This is a genomic window from Pseudomonas sp. LB3P14, assembly GCF_054898045.1.
The window spans coordinates 3,867,637-3,886,031 of sequence record NZ_CM142714.1 but is presented as its reverse complement, the minus strand read 5'-3'; the positions used below and the strand labels follow the sequence as shown (position 1 = coordinate 3,886,031).

Here is an 18,395-nt window from a genome sequence, read left to right as displayed (position 1 = left end):
CGATCGAGATGTTTGAATGCTTGGAGTGTCGTCAACAGGTGACGCACCAAGGAGATGAAGATGACCACACAGACTTTGATTTCCATTCCAGTCATCGAAAAACCGTTGGAAGGATCAACGGTTTCCGATCCAGTCACTATTGCAGGTATGGGAAAACTTGGCGCGACTGTTGAGGTTTACGTAGGGAGTGTTCTGCAGCTTTCGATCACCGTGGATTCTGCTGGCAAGTGGCAGGGGCAGGCCAATCTGCCAAAAGGCGTGCACAAGATTACTGCGCGTCAGCGACTTGGTGGTTCCACTTCGGCACCGTCACCCGTTCGAACATTCATTGTCGCTTGATCAGGTGTTTTTGTTGCTTTGAACACGCGCCGACCCAGGTCGGCGTTTTTCATACACAGCTTTGGGCGCAACGTTTTTTCAATATGGGTTTGCTGAAGATTTCCGCCAACGGGTCGATACAGAGCTCAAGACAGGAGAACTCCCCATGCGATTCGTGCTCATAGCCGCCCTTGCCATCAGTGCCCTCAGCGTCACGGGCTGCACCCGTTGGTCGATGAACCATCATTTGAATAACGCCTACAGCGCCTATGACCGCGGCAACTGCGAGCAGGTGACGCTTGAACTGTCCAAAGTCGAGCGCGCAAGCAGAGCGAGGCCTTATGTGTGGCCGGAGGTGTCGATGATGCGCGGGCTGTGTCTGGAGCGTCAGAAACTGTTTGTCGATGCGGCTCAAACCTACCAGTTCATCATCGCCTCGTACCCGCACAGTGAATACGCCTTCCGCGCCCGCGCCCGCCTGGAAACCTTGCAGTCGCTGGGCCACTATCCGATCCGCAGTGCTGCAGTCGTGCGTCCGACCCAGTTCTGATGACGGTGGTCATTCAGAGGCTGGCTCACCTGCGGTGGTGAGCTATAGTCGAATAGATCGGTTTCAGAGCCTCGTCTCTAATCGACGTAACACCTGTGATCGGCAGGAGTAAGCGGCAGCGGTTTTGTGGACTGTCGCACCGGGATCGGGGAGAGCGCGCCTTTGTCTATGCCTATCTATAAGAAATAGAAGCAGAAATAGAAACAGGCCCGTTCCGAAGCATTAGTGCGGCCCTGCTTAAGGGCCTTGCTGGGCCAATTGCGCATGTTCACTAACCGCCGGATCGAGCGGCATCAATTGCCGTATTTTCTAAGAGTGTTCAACAGCGTCACCGACAAACCCATCGGCTTTCTGGGCAACGTGTCCGAAGACGGGTTGATGCTGATCAGCCAGTTGCCGATGATGATCGGTGCCGATTTCGATTTGCGCCTGAAAATCCCCGCCAGCGATGGCTGCATGCAGGTCATTGATCTTCAGGCGTGTTGCCTGTGGTGCCATGAAGACACGACCCCTCACCACTATGACGCCGGCTTCAGCCTGCAACGGGCACCGCCGGAGTATGGGCAACTGGTCGAGGCGTTGAAGCAGTACTTCAGTTTTCAGCCGTTGCCTGCCTCTGCCTGAGCAATGCGGCGCACTCACTATAGCTATCGCGAGCAGGCTCACTCCCACAGGTATTGCGTCGATCACAAATGCTGTGAACATCGCAGATCATTGTGGGAGCGAGCCTGCTCGCGAAGGCGTCAGCCCAGACAACCAATAACTAACAGCTAAGCCGTAGCAATCGCCCGCTCATTCTCCAGCGCCTTCTCCGCCAGCAACAACCCCATCTCGCTCAACTGATAGATCGCCATCGCCAGATGCCGCGGCCTGTCGTCCAGGCTGTCGGCCAGATCAAGCAGCAGAATGCTGACCGAAGAAAAGGTTTCGAAGGTCTGGATTGCCACGGCTTCGGGGTTCATGTCGGGGGCGACGATGAACATCTGCATGCCGCGATCCACAGAATTGTGCGATGGCTCGACGTCGGGTTTGAGGTAGTAGTCGAGGGCCTTTTGAGCGGCCTCGTGGAGTTTTTTTGAATCGATAGAGGCGTAGGGGGAGACCGGATCGGGTTGATCGGTTGGGTCGGTTTCTGGTGGGTTCGGTGTTGGTTTGATCATGTTTTCGTACTCGTCGTTGGGGCCTTCACCCGTCTCGCGACTAAACGAAAGGGTGGCGGCTGTAAACAGGTTAGTCGACCGGGAGTACGTACCGGCGCGCCCGGAGGCGCCCTGCGAACAGCCACCATCGAGTGCGGGGATAGGGAATACCCGACTGGATGACGCTTATACGCAACGTACTAAAACCCCAGGCGACTAAACCCGGACGCTGATTGGCAGCGACGGGGAACAAGTTACGGGGCAACGCCAAGGCGCACAAGCCGGCGGATTCTGAGGGATTTGTAGGTAACGGCGCAAGGCATCGTAGCCGCCTGTTACCGCTTGCAGGACACCGCCGGATTGGTCTGTGGGAAAGGTTACCGCTCGTCGGGACTGTCAGAACTGTCAGGTGTTTGAGCGCATCGATTGGGCTTTCAATGGAGTAAGAGCACCACTTGAGGAATCAGTCATGGATACAAACGACGGTGACGAAAAACAAACGCCTGGCGATCCTTCGCAAGAGCTGGCCACTGTTGGGGAAATTAATACGAAAGACCAATTTGTTGATGTAGGGTCAGGTAGTCAAATAGTTGGCAATCTTGAGGAAAGCGAGGGGGAAGTATTCTCGCTATTAACCTTGGAAGTTGGGTTTACGCTCTGGCCTGGTATTCCAGTAACAGCGGAGTTGGAAGTGGAGTATGCGTGGAGTGCTGACGGTACTTCGTTTTCTTGCAATGCAAAGCGATACAGAGTTTCCCATTTTGGTGGCAACTCTGGAAATATACACCTAGGCTTTAGTTCCGCAGAGCATTGGCTGTTAAGAGAAATTACCAATGATGATGCTATCCAAGACGGTTATTGGCATCCGATAACTGGCGGCTCAAGTGTTACAGGTAACACTTCGGAGGCAGAGATAATATTCCTGTATGTTTATGATGTCAGCGGAGCCGATGATCCTACTAATTCCACGCGACAAAAATTGTATTTCATTCCTCCTCCCTTTTTCGCCGAGCCCGGTGTCGTTCCGACGACCTTCAATGCGAGGGGAACTGGGAGGCCCGGTGCTGAACTGACTGTTTACAGTTTCGGTGATGTCCGGCGCGGTAGCGGGTCGGTGCTTACCAATGGAGACTGGACAGTCAGTATCAGTCTTCCTACAGGTGCTAGTTCGTTTGATTACTATGCCAGGCAAAAAAATAACGCTTTAGAGTCCGCAAACTCCGCGCAGGTCACCGCCACGCTGGAGATGGCGTCCGTATTCATAGATTCCCCACGAGACAATGAAGTGGTACGCGAGCTAAGGCCGCGAGTCTCCGGGAGAGGCCAGCGCGGAGCGTCGATAAGAATATACAAGGCTGGAAACAGTACTGTTGAATATGGGCAGACGACAGTACAGAACGGAGGTGACTGGATCGTAACGCTGACTAGAGATCTGCCCGAGAGTGCATTTGTCTTGCACGCCTTGCAAACGTACAACTCTGTAGGAAGGTGGTCGAACCAAGTAACCATCACGGTACGGGTTAAGCCTTTAACCCCACTCATCACCAGTCCGCCAGCCGGGTCAATTCAGAACTCTTCGTTCCCGCTGGGCGGTACGGGGGGAGACACCGGTGCCATCATGGGGGTGTTCCTTGACTTGGATCACACCCAAAAAGTCGGTGAAGCTCGTGTCACGGATAACAGCTGGAGTGTGCCCGTGACTGTTAAACCCGGACGGGTATCACTGGTCGCCATACAGACCTCGAGCCTTGGCACATCCGAACCAAGCAGCGCCCGAAGTTTCGACATCCCTCCTCCCGCATTGACTGCGGTCGACGTCACTTATCCATCAGGAACTTCGGTGAAGTTTTCAGGTGCCGGCTACACCACCGCGATAGTGGTGATTGAAGTTGTCAGCGGCCCCGCTGGAACGGCGCCGCCGCCCGCGCAGGTGGCGGGTGGTGTTTGGGAAACGATGGTAACGAACTGGCCGAACGGCACTTATGGCCTGAGGGCGATTCAGCAGGTTTCCGACAACGCCGATGGCTGGATTGATTCTGCGCCATACCTGTTCACACTCGTACACAAGTTGCCAGATCCGCACGGCGTGACCTCCACATCGGACTATCAGCCGACCCTCTCCGGCCAAGGTGTTCTTAATGCTTCGGTGTCGTTTTATGACGCCGACCAAACCACCAAAATCGCCCCTGATGCGAAGGTGGATTTCGATGACAATTGGTCTAGCCAGGTGTTAGCGGAATGGGGTCCGACGTTCAAACGAGCCGTCCATCTCCGGCAATCCTTGAATAACCAGCACTCGGACTGGGTCGTGTACCTGGTCACCATCGCGCCCAAAGCGGCCGTCATTGAAACGGTGGAAGAGGACGGACTGTCGCCCCTGATCTCTGGCACCTGTTGGTTGGACGCTGTGGTTGAACTCGTGTTCAGCGACAACACCACAAAGCATCCTGCAACGGTTATCGGTACGACCTGGTCCTACCAGCGTCCTACACCGTTCGCCGAGGGCGTCTCCCACACCGTTACGGCGACCCAAACCGCCGCTCAGCAAACCTCACCTCCAGCCTCTGCAACCTTTACGGTCTTCCGGCCCATGATTGCGCCGGTCATCACTGAGCCCAAGGAAGCTACCGAGGTCAGCCGCGATGTGACCGTTCGAGGCAAGGACGGTATGAAAGGGGCCACTGTTCGATTGTTCGATGTCAGGTTCACCAAAGAGTTGGGCTGCACAACGCCGTCTGAGGACGGCCAGTGGGCAATCGACCTAAAGACCCTGGCGTTCGATCTTCACACCGTCGAGGCAATGCAGGAAATCGATGGGCGGGAGTCAACGCGCAGTGAGCGCCACACATTCACCGTGGTGCTGATGCGACCGGACGTCACATCGCCGTTGCCAGGCCGTAGCCTGACGCGAACCGCTGAGATCGAAGGGAGGGGACTGCCGGAAGGGCGGGTCGACGTTTTCCTGGGGAACGCTCCCGAGCCGTTGCTCAAGGATGTTCCGGTGGACCGAAACGGCTATTGGCGGGCCGGGGTGACATTGCCGGTGGGAACTACAACCATCTGGGCCAGACAGTATTTCGACAATCAGATATCCAAAGACGGCTTACCGATCATCTACCGCGTCGTGCCGGCGCCACCGTGGCTCGAAACACCCGCTCTGGGTGAGCACGCCGGTCGGCGCACGGTAGTGTCAGGCTTCGGCGTGAAGGGCGACACGGTGACGGTCATGCTGGGCGACGCCACGAGTACGGTGCTGGGACAAACCTCGGTGGAGGATGACGGCACCTGGTCAATCGTGGTGGAAATTGATTCCCCGGGTAGAGGCATTGAACTCGTGGTAGTGGCCTCGCTCGACGGCTTCGATTCCGACGGTTCGCCTGGGCGGCCAGTGATACTGGGCACATTCCGGCCCGCTATTGATCTTCCAGCCGAGGGGCAGTGGGCCGACAACCCGGTTCATTTCGCAGGCCAGGGCCAACCGGGCGTCGGGCAGGTTGCGAGCTGGTACAACCCCGACGAAGTCTGGGCGCCAAACCTTTCCGTCTCCGGGATCTGGCAAGGCGATGCAACCCGTCAATTGCCTGCTGGCGGTAATTGGTGCGTGTTTTGGCAAACCCTCACGGATGATCCGGGCGGCGCGACGCTGTCCGACAAAACACAGAGCCAGCGATTCGAGGTCGACCCTGTGCCGTCAAAACTAACAAAGGGTACCCGATGAACGGTCGTCATGACTGTCATTTATGACAGTAGACGACTCCTGTCCTCTGGCGCCAAATGTAATCAACCGAACGCATGCCCCGACGATTTTGTCGGGCCATTCAGGGCCGCTATTGCCGTAAGGAATGTCAACATGGCAAAGACCATCACGCGCGCTGCCGAGCAAATGTATGACCAGCTGTTCAGTACGCGCACGCGCCGTAAAAAATACCCCGGCCTGCAAGCCTACCTGAGCAAAGGTGGGTCGATTTTCCCGTTGGTCGAAATGGGTGAGCACGGGTTGGTGAAGGATTATCGGATGAGCCCTGCGGACGCGAAGGCGTTCCTGCGTCAGGCCAGCAGCATGGCCATTTACATCAGGCGTCAGTTTATCGAGCACACCTTGAACGGCGGCGAGCAAGGGGAAACCGGTAAAGCGCTGAAAAAAGGTCCATCAAGCGGGATGCTGTCGATGGTCGATGGGCCCAGCTACGCGAAATTGTTCAAAACCGACTTTGACACCTTATGTCTTCCGGATGACCTGAGGGGCTGGTGGTCACCCGTGGCTTATCTGGTCGACCTGTTGCAATGGATCAGCGAACGTATCGAGCCCTATGGCGATGCGACTAAATTGCCGCTCCATGATCGGCGCAAAGACTTGAAAAAGTTGGTCGTCGACTTCAACGCGGTTTACCAATCGATCTCTTCGGTCGACATCATCATCAAGGTTCTGGAAACGTTTGCCGGGTATGGGCCGGATCAAGATCTGGTGGATGCCTTGCTCGATGCGCGTTACCCCAATGACCTGCCTTACTACCAGCATTGGGTCACCGTTGACGCTATTGCCCAGCATTTGAGTATGTCGGTGGGGAATTTTGCGCACACGGTCGATCCGCACTTTCCGTATTTTCTGCAAGCCAACGCCTGGGATGCCGACGCCGGGCGTGCCCTGGCACATGCATCACGAATGGGGCCTTATCAGCGAACGTTGTTGACCGAAGCCGGAGCGGATTTTACGGCCCGGAAAGTGTTCTTCGAAAAAAACTTCGGTTTCAACGATGCCGATGAGGATAAGTACCCGACGTTCAAGCTGGTGAAGTTTTTTGGTGAGCGGGCCGCGCTTGAGGCCGCCGGTGTCGAGGCGCTACTGTCGATTCGCGCTTTCGCACCGGTGCGTTCTCCCTATGTGACATATACCGATGAGCCGCCAGCCGACCCGGAAAGCGAACGTTCCGGGTCGGTTTACATTAACGCGGGAACCGCTCCGCCTATCCGTATTACGGAGGACTCTGGTGCGCTTCAAACACTGAATCTGGATCCCGACAAGGAAGCGGATTTCAAGCGTTGCGACCGGATCAACCGCAAGGTGCGTCTGGACAAATCGCTGGGGCTGCGCAGTCACGAGGTGGATGCGGTGCTAGTGGCCGCCATCCGTGCCGAAGTGCGCGGTGGTGCAAAGGACGGCGACTGGTGGATAACAAAAAACGTGACGCATGCATTGGGCCTGTTCCAGTTAATGCACGAACGTTATGGCTGCACGGCGCTGGACTTCGCAGCATTTATCGACGAAATGTCGGTTTACGGGCATGGCGAAGAGCTCTCACTGTTTGATCAGGTCTTCAACAGACATGGCAACTATCGCCAACCCTTGAACCTCGATGGCGGGGATTTTCCGGTGATGCCCGTAGCGGGCAGTACCGACCTGACGGTCAATCAATTGTGCAGCGGTCTGAACATCGATCTGTTGACTTACGGTTACCTGGCCCTCGTGATAGCCCAGGCACACGGTCTTGGCGACAAACTGAAACGCAACACTGCGATCGTGTCGAGTTTTTACCGGCTGGTGAAGCTGTCGCGCCAGTTGGGCATCACACCGGCAGAAGGGGTCCTGATGCTGGGATTGCTGGGCGGTGAGGCCTGGCTCAAGGGGCTGGCCGGTGTGCCTCAGATCAATACGACTGCGGGCGGCCCACCGGATGTATTGAATCTCATCTGTGCCCTGCATTCCTGCGTAGGCTGGTGCAAGGATCGCGACCTGCCGGTGCTGTGGATGCTGGAGCAGGTTGCAGAGCCACGGGCCAATGGCACAGCCTCCGAGGCGCAACTGCAATTGTTCGAGAAGGTACGCAATCTGTTGCCGGCGGCCTTGCTGACCAATTCCGGATTCTTGGTGGCCGGCGTCTCGCCCCTGCCGGCTGGCAACTGGCTGAATCTGTTGAGCGAATTGGCTGACGTCGATGGTTTGGTATTGGCATTTTCCGGGACCGAAGCCGGTTATTTGAACTACGCCCGGCGGCAACTTGACCTGGCGGTGAGAGATGGCCTCCCGGACATGGACGGTACATCGCGAGCTGCCATTGTCGAGAAAATGCTGGGTGTACTCCTGCAAGCCAGGGATGCTCAAATCTCGGTGGCCAAGGAGGCTTTGGCTGTATACACCAGCCTTGATGGGGAGCGGGCACTGTGGGTGCTCGCCTGGACCGATACATCGGTCTATCAACTGTTGTGCTCAATGTTCGAGGGAACCAGCCCGGACACTGCGACCGTTCGGCGGGCACATGGCGTCGAGCCGGACCCATTGCTCCAGGTGTTGGCCGATGTGCAGCGCCGCAGTGCGGTGGTGAAGACACTGGAGCTGAGCGCTGACCTGTTGCAGGATTTTCTGGAATACGGCTACAAGGCCTGGCTGGACCAGGTGAGCCCATACACATTCTCGATGGGAACGCTCTATTACCTGACCACGCTCACCCGCGCGTTCGGGATGAGCGAACAGCCGGCGCAGGTTCTGCTCGACTACCTGAGGGATGTCAGCAAGCTGCCGACTCTAACCGGTGATGCATTGGATCTGGCCCAGAAGGCAGCCGCCATCAGGCTTGCCGGGTTTTTCAGCTGGAGCGTTCAGGAGGTACGCGAGTGCATCAGTCATATCGATTCGTCCCCCATCAATATTTTGACCAACCTGCGGCAGCTGGATCTGCTGATGCGTATCCGCACGCTGTCGGAGCACAGCGGCATGAATGCCCGGACGATTTTTCTGATTGGAAACCTGTCGGAGGCCACTGACAAGGCAGCCTATTCCGACGCCGCCGAGCACGCCTTGCTGAGCCAATCCGAAACGCCAGCACCTGTTCTCCAACCTCCTGGCGAGGTGGAGCAACTGGTCGTCATGACCTGCACAGTAGTGGACAACAACTATGCGGTGGCCAACAAGCCAGAGGAGAAAATCACCTTCAAGGTGACACTGACCGATGCCAAAGACGTGCCATTGAAGGGTGTCAACGTGTACTGGCAAACCAGGCTGGGCAGCGTCGCCACACAAGCAACCCAAATAGACGGCACGCTCGAGGCGATATTTTATCCGGGGACGGTGCTGGGCACAGAAACGCCGAGGTTCTGGCTGGATCTGTTCGAACCGGTCAATGCTCCCGAAATTAACATTGTTCCGGATCCGGATACGCTGTCCTTCCCGCCCGCTTTGAAGTCTCCAGTCCCGCTGGGCACCGTGCGATCAGGCGAGGAGGTCCAGTTGTACGCCGTGCTGAGGGACGAATTTAAAAACCTGGGGCCAAACCAGCTCGTTGATTGGTATTCCGAACCCAGCGCAGGAATCGTCATCCGGCCAATGCGGCAGACGTTCACTGATCCGCAAGGCCTGACGAAAGTGTTTGTGTCCGCGACTAAAGGTGGAGAGTTCGTGATTTTTGTCCGCAGCCAGTCCAGCGATATCAGCACCTATTTCGACCTCATCACGTTCGAACCGTCGGTGTGAGCGGGATCGCTCGCTGGACGTGCGATCCCGGTTAGTGCCTCAGGAGCAAGGATCATGGCATCAATTGACAACATTGGCGGGCTACAGGAAAAACGTCGTCGGGCGCTGGTCGCGTACTGCATCGGGCAAATCCCGAAAAGCAATCCGAAGTACCGGTTTATGAGAACGGCGCAAGATCTGTCCGAGGTCCTGCGCCTGGATACGCAGGATAGCTACGCGGTGCAAAGCTCCTGGGTTGCCGAGGCGACGAGCTGTTCGCAGCAGCTCATTCATGGGGCCTATCGCAAGCTGGAGCTAGGCTACGAGAAGGTCGATTTCGACAGCCAGGATCTGGCGGCATGGCGTTTCTCCAGTAATTACTCGGACTGGGCCGCGATGGAGATGATCAAGGCCTACCCGGAAAACTTCATTGACTCGTCCATACGCTTGGGCGAGACCAGCCTGTTCAAAACCCTTAAAAACAACCTCAACCAGACGCGTTTGACGACAGACAGCGTGCGCTCAGCCCTGCATGTTTATCTGGAAGCGTTCGCGAAAATCTGCAATCTGGACTTGGTCAGTGGCTTCATGGACGGTAGTTCACCTGGGCTGGCGCGCTATTACTTTGTCGCCCGCACGCGCAGCGATCCTCGCAAATACTTCTGGCGCATGGCCGATGTGGAGCTGGGTGACAAAGAACCGGCCATAAATCCTGCCGCGTGGACTGAATGGCTGGAAATGGAAATTCCTGCAGACGGACAAATCCTGGATCTGCGCCCGGTGTTCTGGAATGGACAGCTGTGTGTGGTGTGGGCCCTCTGGCGTGACAGAGTGGAGGGTCCAGCGAATGAGGAACGGTTACCGGACAAGCTGGACATTTGCCTTGCCTTCAAGCGGCAGAACGATCAGTGGTCAGCGCCGACGATTCTGCTCACCAAGGAATATGCAGAACAAACACCTCCCGTCGGCACCCGGCTGATCGCGACCGTATGTGCCGACTACGAAAACCCTAAAGGCAAACTCGGGGTGATGCTGACCAACGACAAAATGGGCGCGGGCGCCCTGAAGGAACCCGTCGTGCGCGATGTGTTTTTGCGCGCCTTGCCCCACGACAAAGGTTCCTGGCTGGAGTACGCGGCACTTCATCGCTTCAAGAGCGGCGACATGATCCAACATTCGCTGCGCGATCAGCCGACAGTGATCGCCGGTGATAATCCGGCAGGGACGTTGACGCCTTACCTGGGGCTGCACGCCACGGCCTTCCGCGAGGGTACAAACGACGTACTTGTGGTTCAGGGCTATTGCTGGCTGACGGGGCTGACCGCGGGAGGCAACGTTGCGTTGACGTTGACCTTGCAAGATAGAGTTCCCGGAGAGGACCCAGAGCCGATTACTGAACAGCTTGCGCTGGCAGGTGGCTGGAGCACCAGTTCGTTGGTTTTTAAACGGCCTGCAGGTGCCTGGACGAACCCAGCCATTTTCACATTTGGGAATGCCACGGGCGCCGGAAGCAAAAAATTTGCGCTGACGATCAAGAATGTAACCAGTTTCAACCTTCCGAAATTGCACAAAAACGCCCGCAATGCAGCGCAGTTTCTATCTCTCAATCAGCCCAATCTCGATCTCAAATTCACCCGGCTCAATACCCTGTTCGCTCCCGAACTGTTGAGTCGTGCCAGTGTTTCCGTCGAGGCCGTGCTGGAGTGGCCCGCACAGTTCCTGCCGGAACCAGTGCCTGACATTCCTGGATCTTTCAGTGAGCTGAACGGAGCGTTCGACGGTGCCAACGGCCGCAATTTCTGGGAACTGTTCTTTCATCTGGCGCATCTGGTCGCCACACGCTTGCGCGATGAAGACCGTTTTCAGGAGGCGCAGGACTGGTGGCACCACCTATTTGATCCTCAGGCGCCGGCCGCTGACGCGACGGCCCCCGCAAAACCAAAACCGCGGTACTGGCGTTGCCGTCCATTGGACACCGACGGAAATCCGGGTGGTGAAGCCTTGGCCCCGTTGGATCCTGATGCCATTGCCTATGCAGCACCTACGCATTACAAAATTCTGGTGTTCTGCGAATACGTCCGGACCCTGATGGCCCAAGGTGATTGGCACTATCGCCACTGACCCGCGACAGCCTGGTGGCGGCCAAGCTGTGCTACGTCCAGGCCGAATTTCTGATGGGCAAGGCACCCTCGGTCAATGCGGTAAACCGCTGGGAACCGGTCAAGCTCGATGAACTTTTGAACGCTGGCCAGTCGCGCATGGCGCTCGAGGCATTTGAAAAACAAATGGTCTTGAGGCTTGGGGATTTCCCGCTCGCTACCAATGCCGATGCAAGGTCAGGGCAAATTGGCTCCGCCATTTTCACAGCGCCCATCAACGACCGTTTGCTCCAATTGTTCGCTTCGCCCGGCGAGCGTCTGGACAACTTGCGCAACAATCGCACGCTCGACGGCAAGCCGCTGAACATTGACCTTTTCAGTCCGCCGGCAGACCCCAAACAGTTGCTGCGCGATCTGGTTGGCGGTGGGATTGGTGCGCCCAGAACAATGGGCGGGCGAGTGGTGGTCAAAGCTTTCCGCTGGCGAGTGTTGTTCGATGCCGCGATGCGCGCGGCGCAGACTCTGCAGGAGTTCAGCAATCAGGTATTGAGTTTGCAGGAGCGCAGGGACCAGGCCGAGCTTGTGGAAACACAGCAAGCGCACCTGGTGGAACTGGGAACGTACGCCCACACCTTACAGGTACAGGCCATCGACCAGTTAGGCATGCAGGTCACTGCGCTGGAGCAGAGCAAGGTCGTGGCGCAAGAGCGCGCTGATGCGTATTCGCTGCTGTTTGACGAGGACGTATCGACGGCCGAATACCAGGTCATGGATAAAATACAGTCATCCAAAGAACTCGCACTCTTATCGACCAGCATCAACGCGGTTGGCGCAACGCTTGCCGCGCTACCCAATATTTTTGGTGTGGCCGCTGGCGGGGGGCGGCTCGATGCAATCCCCGCCGCAGTAGCGTTCGGATTAAACATTGCCGCATCGGTCTCCCAAATGGAGGCCGAAAAAGAAGCGACTACCGAAGCCTACCGCCGCCGCCGTGCCGATTGGGGGCTGCAGCGCAATCAGGCGAGTGCCGAAGTCAGGGCGATCAAGGAGCAGATCAAAGCGCAGGAGCAGGCGTTACGGGCAGCCCAGACCAATCTGGAACAAACCCTCCAGGCCAATCGCCAGGCGCTGACGGTTCACAACTTCCTCAAAAAACGTGCGACCAGTGCCGAACTCTTCAACTGGGTGCTGGGCCAGGTCAAGGCGCTGAACTATCAGGTTTACGATGCGGTGGTCAGTCTCTGCCTCAGCGCACTCGCATCCATGCAAGCTGAAACCGGCGATTACGATTGGCAAACCCCGTTGCCCCAGGCCTGGCTCGACAACCGCAACGGCCTGACGGCAGGCGACCACCTGCTGGTCTGGTTGCTGCGCATGGAACAGGATTACCTGAATCGGCTCGAGAGACGGCTGGAACTGGTCAGGACCGTCTCCTTGCGCCAATTGTTCGACGACACCATAAGGCCCCAGCCTGGCATTCACAGCTGGGCCGAGGCGTTGGTGCAGTTGCAGACAAAAGGAACGCTGGAATTCTGTCTTACCCAATTGCTGTTTGATCAAGATCATCCGGGGCATTACTGCCGGCAGATCAGTTCGGTCGAGGTCGATGTGCCAGTGGTGAAAGGGCCTTTCCAGGATGTGCGGGCCACTCTGCTACAGATCAGCAGCAAGATTGCAACCAAGCCAACGGCTGCATCGGTGAAGCATCTGCACAACCCTGAAAATTCTGTCGCACCGCCCGATGTGCAAACCAACTTGCGCAGCGGTCAGGCGATTGTCGTGTCGACCGGGGTCGCGGACAACGGCATGACAGCACAGAAGCCGGATGAAGGTTTGCTCCACTACTTCGAAAACACCGGGGCAGTTTCAAGCTGGCAGTTGAAATTCCCATGGCCGGGAAAAGAGCCGCAGAATGCCATGCTGGACTCGCTGACCGACGTCATTTTGCGCATTCGTTATACCGCCAAAGCCGGGGATGCGACTTTCACGCGCCAGGTTGAGGACCTTGTGACCATCGCCGAGACACCCGGCACGAACAAAAAAGGCAAAGGAGCGGGCAATCATGCGTAAAGAGTCTGTTCGCGCTAATCAGAGTCTGCTGATCAATGGACAATTCACCGACAGATTGACGGGGTGGAAGAGGGGGCCGATCAACGACGATTGGATTTCGGTCGAGGGACTCACTTACGACGGTGTGGAGATTAAGGTGGTGTCTACCGGCAACGGGGCATCGGTCAGCCAGGACTTCGTCGTACCCAAGGACCCTGGCGCGAACGCTGAGTATGTTTTGAAGTTTTGGTGTGAATCGCGGCATATCGACCCGGGGTGGGTGCACATCAGCGGGGGGAGTTTGCCCGAGCCACTGGAAATTGAGATTTCTCCCGGCCGACGGCGTGTTGACGCGCAGCCGCTGGACTACGAGCCGGTCAAATACGAAATCCGGCTGGACCTGGCGTTCAAACATCTCGACGTTCTGACATTTAGTGTGACCAGCCCGAGGAGCGGAGCTGATGATTATCAGCAGGTGCTTCATACCACCAAAATCGGCATCGAGTTGCACCTGGAACCGTTGGTGCTACCGGAGCTGACGCTCGACCAGCAGTCACACTCGCCGACGGCACCGTTGCCGCTATGCCTTGGGGCGGACGGGAGTTTTTTCCATCAACTTGGATTCGAAATCGCACAGGGTAATGCCTGGCTGGGTACTCAGGCATCCTTGACCATTGATGGCAACCCGCAGGAAGCGATTGTCGCGGAACCTGACTGGGAGGTTGACCAGTCGTTGGAGAAACGCTGGTCACTCCGATGCCCGCTGGTCGACGACGAGAATCCACACCTGCTGACGATAAAGCTGTGGAACCAGTACACCGCCGATCCCTTTCCCATTGCGGTTTCGCTGTGGCATCACCGATTGGTGTTTCGTGATGCGCAGAAGCCGGCTTACTTTCCGGTCGTTGAGGACGGCCAATCGGTTCGAATGGGCGTGCAAGTGGGGTCGTATTACATCAATCAGCCCCGCGAAGGACACACCGTCACCTGGACGGTCGCAGGGGCAGGGATCCAGGTCACCGCCGTCACCGATACCAATGGCTGGGCGTACTTCGACTACGCACCGTTTGTTGCGGGGATCTTCACCATCGTGGCTTCAGTCGTCAGTCTTTATTACACGACGGGCGTTGTAACGCAGAGCTTCGACGTGCAGGCGCTGGCGAAGAGTCCGTGGCCAGAGGTCATGGCCCTTGTCGGTAGCGAATCGGCGCGTTGGGAGGCTAAGACGGGCTATCCCAATCGAGGCTCGACCTACCCTCTTTGGGTAAAACTGCCATCGATGTTTGCGGGAACGAGCCTGTCGCTGCACTGGAGGGGCGATTCCGATACGCAACTGGGGGTTGAGGTCAATCCGGTGCTTGATGAACCGGTGCCGGTGCCGGACAACCTTGAGATGCTTTGGGAGTTGAAAAGCGCGGATGATCTGGACGGCAGGTTCGACCTGTGGTTGAGCTGTTCGAACCTGCTCTTGCCGTCGCCGGAAAAGCCTATGCGGCTGGCACGTAATGAAGTCGTGGTCGGAGGAAAGCGCGAGGCCGACAAGTCGCCGGTTGTGGATGAACAGGAACGTGCCCTGATGCTGGTGCAGGCGGTGCATTTCGTAGCGAGCGGCGCCGGTGATCCGGTGCAAAATGCATTGGTCGAATTTGAGGATCCGGACGGAACCAGAACTGCCACTACCACGGGCGCCGGGGGCTGGGCCAGTCACTGGTATCAGCCGGACAGCGCCGGAGATCACGTTGTCACTGCCTACATCAAGGCCCACCCAGACGCCTTGCCGATTGAGGAGACTTTCGCCGTGAAGGCGATCGCGACCAGTCTCTGGAATAAGGAAGTCAAGATTCTGCTCGACGGCGTTGAAGTCGAGCGCAAGACGCTTGGCGTGCTCTGTCGCCGTGGACAGACACAGACCCTGAAAGTCGTGCCGGTTCTCAACAGCCCGTGGATCGGTGGAAAAGTCAGTTTGCACTGGCGCGGTGCAGATCCGCAGAACGGGCTGACAATCAGTGATTTGGGTACATCCAAACTACTATCGGCAGAAGGTGTTGAATGGACGTTCTCTTCCGAGGAAACCACCAGTAAAAGCAGTCTGTTTGAACTTCAGCTACGTCGCGAAGGCGAAGCCATTGTCCGGGAGCTGTCCGGGCGTTTGATGTTCGCGGATCCCGCGAAAGAACTGAGCCTGATGCTCGACCAGGTTTGCGCGCCGCTCAGCGGTGAGAAGCTCCATCCCTGCCTGGCTGCGCTGCATGATTTTACAGTTCTGCCCAATGAGTTGAGTCCGTTAGTGGGCCTGATGCTATCGCTGGCGTGGACGGAGACGCCTGCCGATGAATTGGATGCAACGGTGCAGCCTCCTGTTGACACGCTTCAATCCGTGACCGCTGCTGGTGTGACTTATGCGCTGAACTTCACCGCCAGTGCCCGAGCAGGTAGGTTCAAACTGACGGTTTCTATGCCTGACCTGAAATTTACAGCCGCTGCCACGCCTATGTTTCTGGATCACAACAAGGTCAGGTTGGAGGTGCTGCGCGATTCGGCGGTGGACCCGGTCCTTGGGCTGGACACAGCCTGGATATGGGCGTGGGTGGTTTCACATTTCATCGGGGAGCGGGTTTCAGGTGCGACGGTGACATGGACTGCCGAAGGGAAAAGCACTGAAGTCAAATCCGATGCCGAAGGCTGGAGCGGTTTCGCCTATGACGCGACAACTGCGGGGCCGCAACCTGTCGAGGCTTCGACGTTCAGCCTGTATGACAACTCTGAAGACAAACGCAAGACATCGGTCAACGTGTTGGGCGTCGATCCATGGAAAGTGGTGTCCGCCATTTTTGATGGTCAGACGCCACATATCCTGGGGACGAAAACCTTCTTCCCGCGCCGTAAGTCCGGGCACGTGTTCGAAGTGACGGCGGACGATGGCAATCCCTTGGTTGGACGCACACTGACACTCGGGATGATCGGAAACGGGCCTTCAGCGCTGGATATCAGATTCACTCAGAGCAACATCCTTGGATTAGCGCAGATATTCGCCGGCGTTGTGCAGTACCCGTTCAAGGTGGGGGATTTGAGGGATGGTAGCTGCGCGTTTCACCTGGGGGCCGAGCGGTTGGCGCGTTTGTCACCGGAAATTCGGATGTCGGTGGGGCCCGGGGCGCAAGTGTGGAGAATCAGCGTAGTCACTCGGGCCGCCCCGACGCTGTACTGGGGAGAATGGTTTAAAGGAGAAGTGAAGGTCATATCGTCCATCAGCGGGAAGGCGATGGTCGGTGTGGAAGTGAGATGGCATGGAGGAAACGGAGAGGCATTTACGTCTGTCACCAACTATTACGGGGTGGCGACATGGTGGTTTGTCCCGACGATTCCCGGTGCGACCGAAGTGACGGCGACGGTGGGGGAGGGAGCGTTTTCAGATTCGGTCAAGTTGCAGTATGAATTGCTTGAGCCTCGGGAAATTGCGTCGCTCACTAGTCCGAATCAAAGTGTTAAACCGGGAGAAAAAATTTCAGCGGATATTACTGTGGTGTCGGCCCTGGATGGTAAAGCTTTGCAGGGCGTCGTGGTTGATTGGGAATTCCTCGACTTCAATATTCCTTCGACAAGTACGGACGCTGAAGGGAAAGCGCGGGTGGAGTTTACGTCGCCTCCAATTATCGGGGAGCTACTTATAGCGACTGTGGAAGGCGGGAATCCTGGATGGCAGGTCAAACATATCCAATTCAAAGGAGTGCCAAATGTCTAGTTCCGTTATACATTCAACTTGGTTGCTGCATTTCAGACTTTACATTAATGATCAGAAAGTAACGTGGCTTGGCTTGCATCTGCACCTGGCAGCGGGAAAAAGTTGCAAGGTGACGCTGGAATATGAACACAGTCCTTTTATAGGTACGGATGAAGGTGCTCTTGCTCTGCACTTAGAATCAGGTGCAGAGGTGCCAGGTATTACCTGTGAGCCACTTTTCGAGCAGTTGGTCGAGATGACAAAGGGGACTATAAGCAAGACGTGGTTGATATCTACCAGTCAGGCGAATAGCTCCGAATTTAAATTGTATTTTACAATGCCTCGTTATGATGTCATGCCGAAATCACCGGAAATAAACGTATCGATCATTAATTTCGCGCAAGAGGTGGAAGTTAAATTCGATAAGTTTCCGTTGTTGCTCGGGCCGAGCAAGCATGCCTACCCCTGTCGTGGGGCGAAGCACACGGTTACCGTAACTCCCCTCCTTCCAAGCCAGCTTCTGAACAAGAAAGTAAAACTACTGTGGAGTGGGTCGTCTGCCGCAAATCTCGGTATCAGGGTCGAGCCTGCGGTGGCGAGAGAACAATTGCTGACGCAGGAAGGAGTGACGTGGGAAGTGGATTGCGTCACCGCTATCTTAGACGGATGGTTTGCCTTGCAATTGGTAATCGTGGAGTTGGGAGCAGAGTCCTTGCCATTATCCTTCTCCTTAGGGGATAACTTGCTAGGAGCGTATGCCTGGACGGAAAAACCTGCGGCAGACCGGTGGGAGGATCACTGTACAGTATTCTCCAAATTTTCGAGGTTGCCTGTGTCTGGAGTTATAGTGAAGGTCACGCAGCACGGATCGGTCGGTGATATGGTTACCGACTCTCAAGGCCTGTGTAAGGTGGGCTATTACCCATCCTGGGATCCAAATATCAGTTTTAAGCTTGAGAACCCATATGATGGAAGTCTTGTTAATACGAGTGCTCCATAATCCGTTCAAAAAATATATTGATGCCGTCGGAGAGTTAGTCCTGATTGAACAGCGTTCCAACGGGTTTTGATATTC

10 protein-coding genes are annotated in these 18,395 nt (G+C 56.4%); 9 read left to right on the top strand and 1 reads right to left on the bottom strand.

What is annotated here, in order from left to right:
• Positions 1-60 precede the first annotated feature (60 nt).
• The 3 genes from ACYZT5_RS18045 to ACYZT5_RS18035 all read left to right on the top strand — a co-directional run bounded on the left by ACYZT5_RS18045 (position 61) and on the right by ACYZT5_RS18035 (position 1,492).
• Complete coding sequence (locus ACYZT5_RS18045) at positions 61-339, top strand: hypothetical protein (RefSeq protein ID WP_462046759.1); 279 nt, start codon at positions 61-63, stop codon at positions 337-339.
• A gap of 145 nt (positions 340-484) precedes the next feature.
• Complete coding sequence (locus ACYZT5_RS18040; RefSeq protein WP_462046758.1) at positions 485-868, top strand: tetratricopeptide repeat protein; 384 nt, start codon at positions 485-487, stop codon at positions 866-868.
• 264 nt (positions 869-1,132) lie between these two features.
• Entirely contained in the window at positions 1,133-1,492 is a 360-nt protein-coding gene (locus ACYZT5_RS18035) for a PilZ domain-containing protein (protein WP_462046757.1), read from the top strand.
• 146 nt (positions 1,493-1,638) lie between these two features.
• On the opposite strand, the gene ACYZT5_RS18030 is transcribed toward ACYZT5_RS18035, so the two are convergent.
• A complete protein-coding gene (locus tag ACYZT5_RS18030; RefSeq protein WP_462046756.1) occupies positions 1,639-2,028 on the bottom strand; it encodes a DUF6124 family protein in 390 nt (129 codons plus the stop codon).
• A 448-nt stretch (positions 2,029-2,476) separates the two neighbouring features.
• Between ACYZT5_RS18030 and ACYZT5_RS18025 the strand changes: the two genes are divergently transcribed.
• The 6 genes from ACYZT5_RS18025 (at position 2,477) to ACYZT5_RS18000 (ending at position 18,320) form a co-directional block, all read left to right on the top strand.
• A complete protein-coding gene (locus tag ACYZT5_RS18025; protein WP_462046755.1) occupies positions 2,477-5,725 on the top strand; it encodes a hypothetical protein in 3,249 nt (1,082 codons plus the stop codon).
• 132 nt (positions 5,726-5,857) lie between these two features.
• Positions 5,858-9,472: a Tc toxin subunit A gene (locus tag ACYZT5_RS18020; RefSeq protein WP_462046754.1), complete on the top strand. Its 3,615-nt coding sequence runs from the start codon at positions 5,858-5,860 to the stop codon at positions 9,470-9,472.
• Between the two features lie 54 nt (positions 9,473-9,526).
• Positions 9,527-11,572: a neuraminidase-like domain-containing protein gene (locus ACYZT5_RS18015; RefSeq protein ID WP_462046753.1), complete on the top strand. Its 2,046-nt coding sequence runs from the start codon at positions 9,527-9,529 to the stop codon at positions 11,570-11,572.
• Positions 11,554-13,620 (top strand): Tc toxin subunit A-related protein, encoded by a 2,067-nt coding sequence (locus tag ACYZT5_RS18010; protein ID WP_462046752.1) that lies wholly within the window; start codon positions 11,554-11,556, stop codon positions 13,618-13,620. Before ACYZT5_RS18015 ends, ACYZT5_RS18010 begins: the two co-directional genes overlap by 19 nt.
• Positions 13,613-17,341, top strand: coding sequence for an Ig-like domain-containing protein (locus ACYZT5_RS18005; RefSeq protein ID WP_462046751.1), 3,729 nt, complete (start codon positions 13,613-13,615; stop codon positions 17,339-17,341). The genes ACYZT5_RS18010 and ACYZT5_RS18005 overlap by 8 nt, the downstream gene beginning before the upstream one ends.
• Positions 17,334-18,320 (top strand): hypothetical protein, encoded by a 987-nt coding sequence (locus tag ACYZT5_RS18000; RefSeq protein ID WP_462046750.1) that lies wholly within the window; start codon positions 17,334-17,336, stop codon positions 18,318-18,320. Before ACYZT5_RS18005 ends, ACYZT5_RS18000 begins: the two co-directional genes overlap by 8 nt.
• Positions 18,321-18,395 lie beyond the last annotated feature (75 nt).